Source organism: Clostridiales bacterium (assembly GCA_015243575.1).
Taxonomy (GTDB): Bacteria; Bacillota; Clostridia; order Peptostreptococcales; family Anaerovoracaceae; genus Anoxybacterium; species Anoxybacterium hadale.
The window spans coordinates 1,006,389-1,018,201 of record CP042469.1 but is presented as its reverse complement, the minus strand read 5'-3'; the positions used below and the strand labels follow the sequence as shown (position 1 = coordinate 1,018,201).

Below are 11,813 nucleotides of genomic sequence, written 5' to 3'. Positions count from 1 at the left end.
AAAATTTATTTTCGCTGCGTCATAAATTTCCGGTTTTATCTATAAAATAGTGATTCTTATGATCTATGATTTACATTTTCTACTTATTAGACGCAATTTTATAGATTTTGTTCCATCAGAATTTCCCGTAATTTGAGCCGTGAACGGTTGATTCTGGATTTGACCGTTCCAACGGAGCATTTCAGAATTTCACTGATCTCATCATATGAGAAGCCTTGAATATCTCTAAGAATTATTATTTCCCTTTGATCCTGGCTCAGCTTGTCCATACAGGACATAATATATTCTGACTTTTCCTTTTTGTCATAAACCTCTTCGGGAGCACCGGAAGAATCGGGAATTTCCACCACCATTTCCTTGTCATCTTCTGTTCGGAAAATACTGTCTGTGGTTTTCCTGCTGCTATTTTTTCTTAGTATATCGTTGCAGGTATTCACGACGATACGATAAACCCAAGTATCAAATCTACTGTCTTCTTTGAAGGAATTCAGATGCCGAAAGATTTTAATAAAGCTTTCCTGAAGTGCATCCATAGCGTCTTCTTCGTTCTTAAGGTAACGGATCGCCAGATTGTAAGCTTTTGATTGACAACCTAAAATAAGAGACTCGAAACTCTTCTCATCTCCCATTTTTGCCTTTTGTATCAATTGCTTTTCATTTAGATCAGATGACATCCCCATACCCTTTTCAAAAGACAATTATTTTGATATAATGACTGGATGAAATGATTATACCACAGGGAGTGCTCCGCAGGCCACTTTTTTCTGCTTCGAGCTTCCTTTTTTCACCATGACGTAACAGAATTTGACAAGGAGAAAAACTTAAAAAATGTACGATTATCACATTCACACTTCTTTTTCCGACGACAGCAGCACACCGATGAAAGATATGATCGCTGCTGCTTGCAGCGCAGGTTTGAAAGAGATCGCTATCACTGACCATTTTGATCCGGATTATCCGGATCCCGCCTACCCCTTTGCTCTGGATTTTGAGAATTACCACAAGGCTTTATTGGAAGCACAGGAAGCAAACAAGGGCAAAATCGTAATCAGAAAAGGAGTAGAGATCGGAATACAGCACGGCGAAACCATGAAACGCTGCATTACATGCGCAAGCTCCTTTGCATACGACTTTATTATTGGTTCCTTTCACTGTGCGGAAGGATACGAATTATATGGCGACAGTTATTTTAGCGGACGTTCTCCAGAGGAGTCCTATGCTGCATATTACACCTATGTATATGAAAACCTGAAGGAGTATAAAGATTATAACGTGCTTGGTCATCTGAATATTATCGACCGATATACGGATAAAATCGCAGATCCAGCCTCTTATATGGACATTGTCGCCGAGATTCTGAAACAAATCATCTCTGACGGCAAGGGACTTGAAATCAATACTTCAAGCTTCCGCTACGGTCTAGGCGACCGCACGACGCCCGCTCAGGAAATGCTGCAGCTCTACAAGGATTTAGGCGGTGAGATTATGACCATCGGATCAGATGCCCATAGACCGAAAGATGTCGCTTTCAAGATTGATTATGCCCAGGAGCTGATGCGAACCTTGGGTTTTCGATATTTGACCACCTTTGAGCAGCGAAAACCAATCTTCGTAAAGCTATAAGAATCAATGCCGATCTTCATAAAAGTAGTAGAAATCACATAGTGTTTCAATTTTATTGAAATGTTTTGAAATGACAGCCTTTGTAGAACTTCCATCGGGGGGTTATCTTTATAATCTCCTGATTGGCTTCATGGGCAGGCCGTACCGATAACGTTCTAATTCTGCCTCGTCTTCTTTTTCCAAATCCCTTTCGCCCGCCAGATCCTCCAAATGATGAGTGAATTCGTGACGCAATACCTCTCGCAGCTTCTGTTTCAAATTCTCTGTCGGCAGGGCTGCGTAAAGTGCTTCAAAGGATCCGTAGTAGATGACGATATATCGGCCCATACTGGGATTGTAACGATACTGCCCCATGGTATAAAGGTCATTTTTCTTCGCTTCAGGACTGATTTTCGTTTCCGGCAGCAGCAGAATTCCTCCGTTCAGTTCTCTATAAAATTCCGCAGGCAGCTCTTCAGCAAGTTCCTCCAGGATCTGCTCCATCTCTTCTATGGTAATCATGCACTCCCCCACCCTTCATTGATTTCCGCTTCCGATAACAGCCTTCCATTGAATATTACCGGCAGCCGATTGAGAAGCCCGATGCAAAATTTCTTGTAATCCTGAAATTCTCTATTTTGCGGATCGATCTGCAGTACAAAAACAATTCTGCCGATGAGTCGCTGTAATTCCTTTACCATCTGTGCTCTTATAATTACATCTTCTCTTCCAAAATCTTCGTTTCCGGCAGCTTCACTTCTCATATCTTCAGGTTGCATTCCCTCATCCAGCAGGCCTTTTCTTTTCAGATGCTCTTCCAGGCCGAACTTTCCGATGTAATAGATGCTCTGTCTGATTTCTCTTCGATAGCTCCGATCTGCTTGAGGCCGCTGGTTTACCACGACGCCTGTTACCAGCTTCTTGCTTCCCCTGCCTGCTGCAACAATCTTGTTCTCATTTAGAGTATACCCGTTTCTCCTCAGTAACTTTCTGATCAATGGTATGATTTCCGACGGCCGGAAGTCCCCTGAAAAAAACAGGTCATCAGAGTATCTCGTATAATGGATTCCCCTCTGGATGCAGTAGCTGTTGATCTCTTGATCCAAGTGAAGAAATACCATATTGGAAAGAATCGGACTGGTTGGGGCACCTTGGGGCAAAACCCCATCCAGCGTGCAAGCCTTTGCAATGAACCAGCCGATCTCACTTCTTTGTTCCTGTCCCACCAGCGGCGATCGCTTGAGCGCCTCCTTTACCGCAAACAAGACTTTTGAGAAAGAAATGCTGCCGAAAAAATCTTCGATGTCAAGCTTTAAAAGCATGCTGCGCCCCGCATGATAATGGGCATGCTCAGAGAGCCCCCTCCCTTTGACATAAGCTGCAGCACAGGGTGAAATTTCTGCATGCTGAAGATACGTTAAAAGCTGCCGCTGAAGCCGTTTCAAATTTTCATCAGGCACTTGCAAAACCCTAAATCCGCCGTTTTTCTTTTTTAGAATCACCGGCCGATAGCAGCGTCTTAATTTATATGCTTCATCCGTATAGCGAAACAAAAGATAGGTATGCTTCGATTTTATTGATTCAAGAAATTCTCTTAATGTATGATTCATAGCTCTTCTCATTTACAGTAGAATAAAACGAAAGCGATACAAAAACTCTCGTAAAATTCACCCACAGCCGTGCAGACCTACATGAAATGTAGCCAGAGCACGGTGAGGACAGAATTTTTATCGCTGCCGCAGGCTGCGATCTTCGGATTTCGGGATACAGGCGTCGACTCAACGCCCGCTCACAGAGAGTGTCTCTGTAAGATTCGCTATCGCTTTCGTTATTTTTTATCATACCATATTATAAGCCACCTGTGTGCCTTATTTCATTTCCAAAATTGATTGACAGATTAGGAATGGAAGCTTACAATAAAATTGAATGAATGATTCAATCAAAATAAGGAGCTCGCCAAAAATGGAAAATAGAATGAAATTGATCTACGATGCTGCCAGCAGCTTGTTTATTAATAAAGGTTACGCAAGAACGCAAATGAAAGATATTGCAAAGGAAATCGACTTGTCTACTGGTATGCTCTATGTTTACTTTACCGGGAAAAGAGATATTCTGAATTTTATTCTAAAGGGCACCATTGATCCCGCTTTTATCCTGCAAGAATTCGAATTACCGGTTCGTTCCCATCAATTTGATTCTTTGGATCATGATATTATGCGTGCTTTCGATGAAAACACAAAAGCATTCTCCGCTCATCTTGAGAATATTGAACAATACCCCTTAGCGCAAATGCTGAACGATGCCTTTGATGTAATTTCAAAATATGGAATCGGCTGCTTGTTGATTGAAAAGAATCCTGATGATTTAGCAAGCCTGGCTGCCTTTTACAAGGAATACCGAAATAATTTCAAGGATCATGTATTAGCCTATATCATGAAGTACATTGACAAAGGAACCTTTCGTCAGGTAGACCACCCTCAGTATACTACACAATTGATCATTGAAACCCTCTCATGGTGGGGCATGCACATTCGGAATGACGCTTATGAAATTCAAAAGGATATTTCAATTGACACGGCTAGAGCAGTCTGTATGGACAATTTGCTACACGCATACCAACGATAAAATTTTTACGGGGCTTCTTGCTCCGTAAAAAAATATCGATGCTTTTGAATGAATGGTTCAATTAATAATTGAAGGGAGATTTATTATTATTATGAAACGAACGTTACTCTCATTTGCCTGTGCAGGCATTTTGCTTACTGGAATTTTCACAGGATGCGGAAGCCAAAAGCAGATGACCCTTGTTAACACGCTTACCTTTGGTGTTGGAGATTTTCAAAGCCTTCGACTTGATTATGATGCCGATGATATCTATGTTTTGGAAGGTGATCACGACAAGGTTACATTGAAGGAGTATATGAACGAGGATAAAAAGAGCTACTATGCCAGATCAAGTACTCAAAATGGTGAATTACTGATAACAGAAGGAGATCGGCCAAGACGTTCCAGTTTTGAATCCTATATTGAAATTTATATCCCCCAGGAATACAACGGCAGCCTATTCCTGCACTCTACAAGCGGAACGATAAAATCGGACGTTGCTCTTAACTTGCCTGGGGATTTCGGCGTCGATACCACAAGCGGCGTAATTCACTTATCAAATACAAAAGTATCCAATCTCATGATTTCCAGCACAAATGGTGAGCTGAGCTTTGAGAATGTTGATGCAGAGGAGGTGAATATAAAGACAACTAATGCGGCAGCTTCAATGAATCAGATCAACGGAATAATCAGTTATCAATCAAAGGGCGGCAAGCTGACTGCTACTGAGCTCCGAGGTTCTGGTTCCTTTCACGCTTCAGGGGATGGCTCCATAAATATTTCCTTTACCGATGTGACCGGAGACATTACTGCATTCTCAAAAAACGGACGCTTAACGTTAATGCTTCCAAGCCAGCTTGCTTTCAAATTTTCTGCGATCACAAAAGAAGGTTCGATTAAAACCTCCTTTGCAGATCAGCTTGCTTCAAAAGATCATTCTGCCGCGGGAACCATCGGAAACTCCCCTGAAATCACCATAGATTTGGAGACTAGAAATGGGGACATTGAAGTTTCAATGTAATATCAAGAGAGAACATGAAATTTCAGTGTCCCTCAAACTTTATTCAAAATCCCTTGCTGCTTTCAGCCCGTAAGCAGGTGCGGCCATCCTTGCGGCTCTGTTAATGGCTCTTGCCATCACATCAGTAGCAAGTGCTCCCACCGCATCTGGCATTACTTCTACTTCTCCAGTGGCCATTACAAAGATCGTATCTCCGTCCGCCATGGTATGCACCGGCCTAATGGCACGGGCAAATCCATTATGGGCAATGGACGCAAGCTTATTGGCCTGGGATTTTGTGAGCTTGGCATTGGTGACGATACAACCAATGGTCGTATTGCCGCTGAAAACATTCTTGTCCTCGGCATATTGGGCATACATCGTCTCCTCTGTATTGGAAAGCGCCGTCAAGTCCTCATTCAAAAGACCGGCAATCCGTTTCCCGGTATCTACATCCACAACATCACCCAGAGCATTGACGGCTACGATTGCACCAACCTTTAATGATCCGATCTGAACGGCATAGGTACCGAGTCCGGATTTCATCATATTGGCAATTCCCTGAAATTTTCCGACGGAGGCTCCGGTTCCGGCACCTACATTTCCTTCCTCGACGTGTCCGGTTCCAGCGTTTTGACAGGCTTCATATCCCATGGCTTTATCTGGTCTGGATTTCGGATCACCCACCACCAAATCAAACAAAGAGGCGCCGCAAACGATGGGAACGACTCCAACACCTACGTCAAAACCCACATTGTTTTCTTCCAGATAAGCCATAGCTCCCGAGCCTGCATCCAGGCCATAGGCGCTGCCCCCGCTGAGCATGACCGCATGGATCTGCTCTACCATGTTGACTGGCTTTAAGAGCTCTGTTTCTCTGGATGCCGGGCCGCCGCCTCTGACATCGACGCCAGCCCAGGCCCCTTTTTCACAAAGAATGACGGTGCAGCCTGTAGCACCTTCCAAGTCCTGGGCATGCCCCACCTTAACCCCTTCAATATCCGTTATTTTGATTTCTTTCATCCTGGACCTCCCCTAACCAACGAAGTAATTTGACAACTTCCGCGGAAGAGCCTATCGGTTCCCGCTTGATAAAAGATACCGGCCGTCGCAAAAGAGATCAGCCGGTATCTTTACAGTGGGCAGGCAGATATCATCTTACCCTCCCACATTGGTACCACGAAATTATATAGCCGTCATTCCCTGAACAGCCTGGATTAGCGCGATGATAACGCCTACTACCGCTTCTCCTCCAAGGAGTCCGGATGCTACAATCAGACCAGAACCGCTCTTCTCATAATCCGGTGCCGCCTTCTGCACGATAAATCGTAGCGCACCGCCGATGAAAGCTGTTGCTGAGAGATAGAATGGAAGATACACGCCAAGTCCCAGTGTCATGACCGGGAAATTCAAACAGTAAAGGACGCAGCCAAGAACCAGTCCGATGAGGAACGCAGTCATATGCGGGATGCCGCCAACCATAGCAGCAACAGCACCAGCCTGAGGAGCGATAAACATCTCAGGATTTCCAAAGGCGGTAGGTCCATAGGCAGTTAAAATTACATAAAATACCCCTACGGTTACAAATGAGCCGATCAAGCCGCCGATGCATTCGCCGAGCCACTGTGCTTTTGGATCAGTTTGCAGAATATGTCCGGCTTTGAAATCATTCATAACATCACCCGCAAGACCGCAGGCAATGGCGACGACAGCAGCAACCATGAAGGCTTCTGTCTGACCGAGACTGGAAACTGCTTTTGCCGCTAGAAGTACGATGATACCAAACACTTCCATTGGATTGATGCCCGTCTGACCGACGATCTGCGCTGACATGGAAGTAGCAAGCCAAACACCGAGAATGGTAATGATACTGGCAACTACGCCCATTTTGCAGATGACGGTGAAAAGAAATGCGATCAGAACCATAGCGATAGGCGCCCATCTGAGATTGATAAAGCCCCCTGACATATTCTCCTTGCTGAACATGGGGCCGAAGATTTCTTTAGCCTTTGGAATGATTCCCTTTACAATGATGCCTACCCCGGTTCCTACCATGAGACCGATACCGAGAGAGGATTTAATCGCTCCGGCGACAGCTCCATCCCAGAGGCCCGCGCTGGTCCCGCCCAGCACGATGCCGAAATCACCGATGATTGCTCCCAGGAACCAGATACCGATGTAAAGAGGGCCGATGATAAAACCTACTGCGATTAACATAGGCGAGAGCCAGATTCCTGCAAAAACTCCCTTGGAAGCCAGACTTGTACCGGCAATATTTCCAGGCAAGGTTCCGGGAATCCATTTGAACCAGTCTCTAACAACAGTGAATACCGCGGCAACACCTAACGAAGAAAATAGGGTAAGGGCCTTCTTTCCTCCTTCATCTCCGATAATGAGCGTTTCCGCAGCCGCCTGACCCATGGGATAAGGCAGATCTTTTGTTACGACAAAGTATTTTCGAATAAGTGCTGTAAAAATCAGTCCGAGGATTACGCCGCCCAGGACCACAAAGAACAGAGCAACGATGTTCAGCTCCGCTTCTGGATTCAGAATAAATATGCCGGGAATGGTGAATGCAAGACCGCCTGCAGTCATCGCACCTGCAGACATCGCCGTATGGGTTACGTTGATTTCATTGATATTCGTATTCCCAAGAAGTTTCAGTGAGAACATGGATACCAGAGCAACAAATATGATCGGCCATGGGAGCGCGCCTAGCTTTAATGCAACATACATGGAACTCATGGTCAAAATAGCTGCACCGATGGAGCCGATAATCATACCTCGAACAGTAAACTGTTCTTTGAAAGATGTGGCGTATTTCACGCCTTTTTGATTCTCTGACATAAATTTTCCCTCCTTTATAATTTTTATCAGTAAAAACTGATTTTCCATCAGCTTTCCCTGAATTATACTATGTTTCAAAAGCGTAATCTAGCAGACAACAAGAATTATTTCTCACGATTTTCCAGAATAGTTATTCAATCAATTGTAGGTGAGTGGCTGTTGGCTACAGTTGAAAGCGGCTGTTGGAAAGATTTTGCCACACTCTCCGCTAAAATTGAGCAAGATGTTCATCTACTGTCAAACACGGTTACGGCATGGTTTGTTTGACAGCGTGAAATGAAGCGCTGAGAGTGTCAAAATCTTGACCTGCCGATGAAGCCGCAGCCAACAGCCACTCACCTACAGCTCTAATACTGAACTGAAAATCAACCAGAGTCATTTCATATGCCTAGATACGCTTTCTTCACTTCATTGCTTCCAAGCAGTTCCTTGCCGTTACCTTCCATGAGGATTCTCCCGTTTTCAATGACATATGCTCTGTCAGCCAATTTCAGAGATTGCCTGACATTCTGCTCAATGAGGAGAACGGTGGTTCCCTCGTTTCTGATGCTTTTGATCAGATCCATGATTTCCAAAACAATGATGGGAGCCAGGCCGAGAGAAGGTTCATCAAACATCAGCAGTTTAGGGTCTGCCATGAGGCCTCTCCCAATGGCGCACATCTGTGCTTCACCGCCGCTGAGAGATCCGGCCATCTGGTTTGCTCTCTCCTTCATCTTGGGCAGAATGCTGTAAACATACTCAAGCCGCTGCTTCCTGCTGCTTCTGCTTCTCTTGCTGAATGCCCCCAGTTCGAGGTTTTCCCTTACGGTCAGTTTCGGAAAGAGCAGTCTTCCTTCCGGGACTTGAATCAGTCCCCGTTCTACCACTTGATCCGGTCTGAGAGAATCAATCCTGCTTCCTTCAAACTCGATTTCACCAGTAAAGGATTTTACCGTTTTGGAGATGCAAGAGATCATCGTTGACTTTCCCGCTGCATTGGCACCAATGACGGTTACAATTTCTCCCTGATTCACCTCTAGATTTACATCCCGCAAGACCTGTACTTCTCCGTAAAAGGAATTGACGTTTGATAATTTAAGCATCCGCTTCACCGTCCTCTACTCCGAAATATGCCTCAATAACCTGTTGATTGCTGCTGACCTCTTCCGGGGTGCCCTCCATGATCTTTTTTCCGAAGTTCAGTACAACGATCCGCTTTGACAGTGACATGATCGCTTCCATGATATGTTCAATGATGATGAGCGTAATTCCCGACGCGTTGATTGAATGAATGATTTTAACCATCTCCTGCACCTCCGAAGGCGTCAGTCCGGCCATAACCTCATCCAGCAGCAGCAGCTTCGGCTGTGTTGACAGCGCTTTCGCGATCTCCAGTTTTTTTCTTTCACCAAGATTCAGATGCTTTGCAATCAAATCCTTTTTATGATCAAGACGGACCAGCTCCAATGAACGCAGTGCAATTGCTTCCGCCTCCTTATAGACCTTCGTTTTACAAAACCCTCCCACCATAGCATTTTGAAGGGTGGTCATATTGCCGAAGGGCTGCACAATTTGATAGCTCCTTGCAATTCCCAGCTTCGCAATCTCATGAGATTTTTTCCGGGTGATATCTACCCCATCAAAAACGATTTTTCCTTCTGTTATGGGCAGGGTTCCGTTGATGCAGTTGAACAATGTGGTTTTCCCTGCACCGTTGGGTCCGATCAGTCCGATGATGTTCCCCTCTTCAATCTCCAGGGAAACCTCTGAAACTGCACTTAAGCCGCCGAATTTTTTTGTTACCGATTCTACTTGTAATATCATACTCATTCTCCTTTACCCGGCTTAACGAACTTCCCAAAGAGATATCGAAACAGCAATTTTAGCTGCGGCAGAATACCATCGGGCCTGTATAGCAGGATGACAATGAGCACCAGTCCGAGAATGAGACCGTGAAGCCCGCTGATACCTGCAAGATACCCCCTGAGCAGATTGCTGACAGGTGTTAGAATAAAGGACCCTACCATAGGTCCAAAAGCGGTTCCCATACCGCCGGCAATAGCAAGAAGAATGAAGTTGATGGAATTTCCCATGCTCATTACGGAAGTAGGCTCAATAAACATCACATACTGAGCAAACAGCGTTCCTCCAAAAGAGGTCAGAACCGCACTCATCACAAAAGCAACAAGCATCGTTCTGGTGGAATTGACGCCTAAATTTTCAGCCGCCTCCTGATTTTCACCAAGGGCAATGAGCGAATATCCGAGTTTAGATTTTTCCAGTCTCACGCTGATGATCAGCACAACAATCATATAAATCCAAGTGAGAACGGCATAGGGAATCTTACCCTGCCAGATCATATTGGCAAAACCGGGCTGATACGGAATCATAAGCCCCAGCGCTCCTGCGGTAATATCCTTGGATGTAATGGTCATAACCTTCAGGATTTCGGCAAACGCGATGGTCGATAATACGAAGAAGGTCCCCTTCAATCTGAGGGTCGTACCCCCGATGATGAGTGCGGCAATGGCAGAGATCACGCCTCCTGCCAACATGCCGATCCACGGTGAGATCCCGAAATTCAGATACAGCAGCGTCGAGGTATATGCTCCGATTCCAAGATACGCCGCATGGCCGATACTCAGTCGTTTGCAGTAGCCGCTGTACAGATTCCAAGAGGTGGCAAGACCAGCCCATAAGAACGTCATCACTGCAATGTCCTGAAAATATCTGTTGGGAAGAAAAAACGGCACGATGACCGAACCTGTGGCAATGACCCACAGCACAAGATGCTGTTTTAAAATCAGTTGTTTTATCATATTCTCACTCCCTTACTGCCATCTAGGATCGGCCGAACAAACCGTTCGGCTTGAAAACGAGTACCAGAATAAACAGGAGGAAGTATGCCGCCTGCTGGTAAGCCGGTCCGGCAAGATAACCTGCAAAGCTTTCCACAACGCCGATCACCAGTCCTCCGATGATGGCTCCGGGTACGCTGGATAAGCCTCCCAGAACGACGACGATAAATGCAAGGGTACTGAAGCTGGCCCCCACGGTGGGAAACGCTGGATAGATGGGTGAAATCAGCAGGCCAGCCAGCCCAACAAGCGTTGTTCCGATGACGAAAGCAAGGCCATAGGTTCGCTTTATATTGATTCCCATGAGCTGCGCGGCTTTTCCGTTTTGGGAAATGGCTCGCATGGCAGCTCCGGTGAATGTTTTCTGTAAGAAAAGATACAGTAGGATCGACGCACCAATTGCAATGAAAAAGGCAAGCACTCTCGGTGTATTGAACGTCAGAAAACCGAGGTTCATCGTATCATTGGTCATATCAATTCTGATGTTTCGATAGTCAGCTTTCCAGAACATCAGCGCCAGATTTTGAAGTACCATGGACAGCGCCAATGTGAGCAGCATCTGTATGGAGTGATCCGAATCGAGAACCCGCTCCATAATCACCTTGAAGGTAATGTATCCGATGACTGCCATGATAGCCAGATTAATGATCAAGGACTGATAAGGGTCCAGTCCGGAAAAATTATAAATCCAATATGCGATGTACATCGCAAGCATCAGGTATTCTCCGTGGGCGAAGTTTACAAGCCCAACCACCCCAAAAATCAAAGCCAAGCCGACGCTGGCCAGTGCATAGATCCCGCCTGATAGAATACCTGAAATTAGAACCTGTAAAACTTGTTCCATTTTATACTCCTTTAATATTCTGCTGCTAGTACTGAATCATCCTAAACTCTGCCCGCAGCCGCAAGAACCGAGGAGA

At 45.3% G+C, this 11,813-nt stretch carries 12 protein-coding genes; 3 read left to right on the top strand and 9 right to left on the bottom strand.

What is annotated here, in order from left to right:
• Nucleotides 1-98: 98 nt before the first annotated feature.
• The gene (locus FRZ06_04420; GenBank protein ID QOX62644.1) at nucleotides 99-674 is read right to left on the bottom strand and encodes a sigma-70 family RNA polymerase sigma factor; all 576 of its coding nucleotides are present in this window, start codon (nucleotides 672-674) and stop codon (nucleotides 99-101) included.
• A gap of 154 nt (nucleotides 675-828) precedes the next feature.
• Here FRZ06_04420 and FRZ06_04415 point away from each other — a divergent pair, with 154 nt between their 5' ends.
• Nucleotides 829-1,623, top strand: coding sequence for a histidinol-phosphatase HisJ family protein (locus FRZ06_04415; GenBank protein QOX62643.1), 795 nt, complete (start codon nucleotides 829-831; stop codon nucleotides 1,621-1,623).
• 108 nt (nucleotides 1,624-1,731) lie between these two features.
• On the opposite strand, the gene FRZ06_04410 is transcribed toward FRZ06_04415, so the two are convergent.
• Both FRZ06_04410 and FRZ06_04405 read right to left on the bottom strand, forming a co-directional pair.
• Nucleotides 1,732-2,124, bottom strand: coding sequence for a metallopeptidase family protein (locus FRZ06_04410; GenBank protein QOX62642.1), 393 nt, complete (start codon nucleotides 2,122-2,124; stop codon nucleotides 1,732-1,734).
• Nucleotides 2,121-3,224, bottom strand: a complete 1,104-nt coding sequence (locus FRZ06_04405; protein QOX62641.1) for an RNA-directed DNA polymerase — start codon at nucleotides 3,222-3,224, stop codon at nucleotides 2,121-2,123. Before FRZ06_04405 ends, FRZ06_04410 begins: the two co-directional genes overlap by 4 nt.
• Before the next feature lie 340 nt (nucleotides 3,225-3,564).
• Here FRZ06_04405 and FRZ06_04400 point away from each other — a divergent pair, with 340 nt between their 5' ends.
• Together FRZ06_04400 and FRZ06_04395 are read left to right on the top strand one after the other, a co-directional pair.
• Nucleotides 3,565-4,227, top strand: a complete 663-nt coding sequence (locus tag FRZ06_04400; protein QOX62640.1) for a TetR/AcrR family transcriptional regulator — start codon at nucleotides 3,565-3,567, stop codon at nucleotides 4,225-4,227.
• Nucleotides 4,228-4,279: 52 nt separating this feature from the next.
• A complete protein-coding gene (locus FRZ06_04395) occupies nucleotides 4,280-5,227 on the top strand; it encodes a DUF4097 domain-containing protein (GenBank protein ID QOX62639.1) in 948 nt (315 codons plus the stop codon).
• A 39-nt stretch (nucleotides 5,228-5,266) separates the two neighbouring features.
• Here the strand turns inward: FRZ06_04395 and FRZ06_04390 are convergent, their stop codons facing one another.
• The 6 genes from FRZ06_04390 to FRZ06_04365 all read right to left on the bottom strand — a co-directional run bounded on the left by FRZ06_04390 (nucleotide 5,267) and on the right by FRZ06_04365 (nucleotide 11,737).
• Nucleotides 5,267-6,229: a P1 family peptidase gene (locus tag FRZ06_04390; protein ID QOX62638.1), complete on the bottom strand. Its 963-nt coding sequence runs from the start codon at nucleotides 6,227-6,229 to the stop codon at nucleotides 5,267-5,269.
• A 162-nt stretch (nucleotides 6,230-6,391) separates the two neighbouring features.
• On the bottom strand, nucleotides 6,392-8,053 hold the full coding sequence (locus tag FRZ06_04385) for a peptide transporter (GenBank protein QOX62637.1): 1,662 nt from the start codon (nucleotides 8,051-8,053) through the stop codon (nucleotides 6,392-6,394).
• A gap of 380 nt (nucleotides 8,054-8,433) precedes the next feature.
• Entirely contained in the window at nucleotides 8,434-9,138 is a 705-nt protein-coding gene (locus tag FRZ06_04380; GenBank protein ID QOX62636.1) for an ABC transporter ATP-binding protein, read from the bottom strand.
• Nucleotides 9,131-9,859, bottom strand: coding sequence for an ABC transporter ATP-binding protein (locus tag FRZ06_04375; protein ID QOX62635.1), 729 nt, complete (start codon nucleotides 9,857-9,859; stop codon nucleotides 9,131-9,133). Before FRZ06_04375 ends, FRZ06_04380 begins: the two co-directional genes overlap by 8 nt.
• Nucleotides 9,860-9,861: 2 nt before the next feature.
• Entirely contained in the window at nucleotides 9,862-10,854 is a 993-nt protein-coding gene (locus tag FRZ06_04370; protein ID QOX62634.1) for a branched-chain amino acid ABC transporter permease, read from the bottom strand.
• A gap of 22 nt (nucleotides 10,855-10,876) precedes the next feature.
• Nucleotides 10,877-11,737 carry a branched-chain amino acid ABC transporter permease gene (locus tag FRZ06_04365; protein QOX62633.1) on the bottom strand — a complete coding sequence of 287 codons (861 nt, stop codon included), beginning with the start codon at nucleotides 11,735-11,737 and terminating at the stop codon, nucleotides 10,877-10,879.
• Nucleotides 11,738-11,813: the final 76 nt, after the last annotated feature.

Excerpts from the sequence above, each read along its gene's own strand:
- FRZ06_04420 (QOX62644.1), bottom strand. The coding sequence starts at position 674 with ATGTCATCTGATCTAAATGAAAAGCAATTGATACAAAAGGCAAAAATG.
- FRZ06_04415 (QOX62643.1), top strand. The coding sequence starts at position 829 with ATGTACGATTATCACATTCACACTTCTTTTTCCGACGACAGCAGCACA.
- FRZ06_04410 (QOX62642.1), bottom strand. The coding sequence starts at position 2,124 with ATGATTACCATAGAAGAGATGGAGCAGATCCTGGAGGAACTTGCTGAA.
- FRZ06_04405 (QOX62641.1), bottom strand. The coding sequence starts at position 3,224 with ATGAGAAGAGCTATGAATCATACATTAAGAGAATTTCTTGAATCAATA.
- FRZ06_04400 (QOX62640.1), top strand. The coding sequence starts at position 3,565 with ATGGAAAATAGAATGAAATTGATCTACGATGCTGCCAGCAGCTTGTTT.
- FRZ06_04395 (QOX62639.1), top strand. The coding sequence starts at position 4,280 with ATGGTTCAATTAATAATTGAAGGGAGATTTATTATTATTATGAAACGA.
- FRZ06_04390 (QOX62638.1), bottom strand. The coding sequence starts at position 6,229 with ATGAAAGAAATCAAAATAACGGATATTGAAGGGGTTAAGGTGGGGCAT.
- FRZ06_04385 (QOX62637.1), bottom strand. The coding sequence starts at position 8,053 with ATGTCAGAGAATCAAAAAGGCGTGAAATACGCCACATCTTTCAAAGAA.
- FRZ06_04380 (QOX62636.1), bottom strand. The coding sequence starts at position 9,138 with ATGCTTAAATTATCAAACGTCAATTCCTTTTACGGAGAAGTACAGGTC.
- FRZ06_04375 (QOX62635.1), bottom strand. The coding sequence starts at position 9,859 with ATGATATTACAAGTAGAATCGGTAACAAAAAAATTCGGCGGCTTAAGT.
- FRZ06_04370 (QOX62634.1), bottom strand. The coding sequence starts at position 10,854 with ATGATAAAACAACTGATTTTAAAACAGCATCTTGTGCTGTGGGTCATT.
- FRZ06_04365 (QOX62633.1), bottom strand. The coding sequence starts at position 11,737 with ATGGAACAAGTTTTACAGGTTCTAATTTCAGGTATTCTATCAGGCGGG.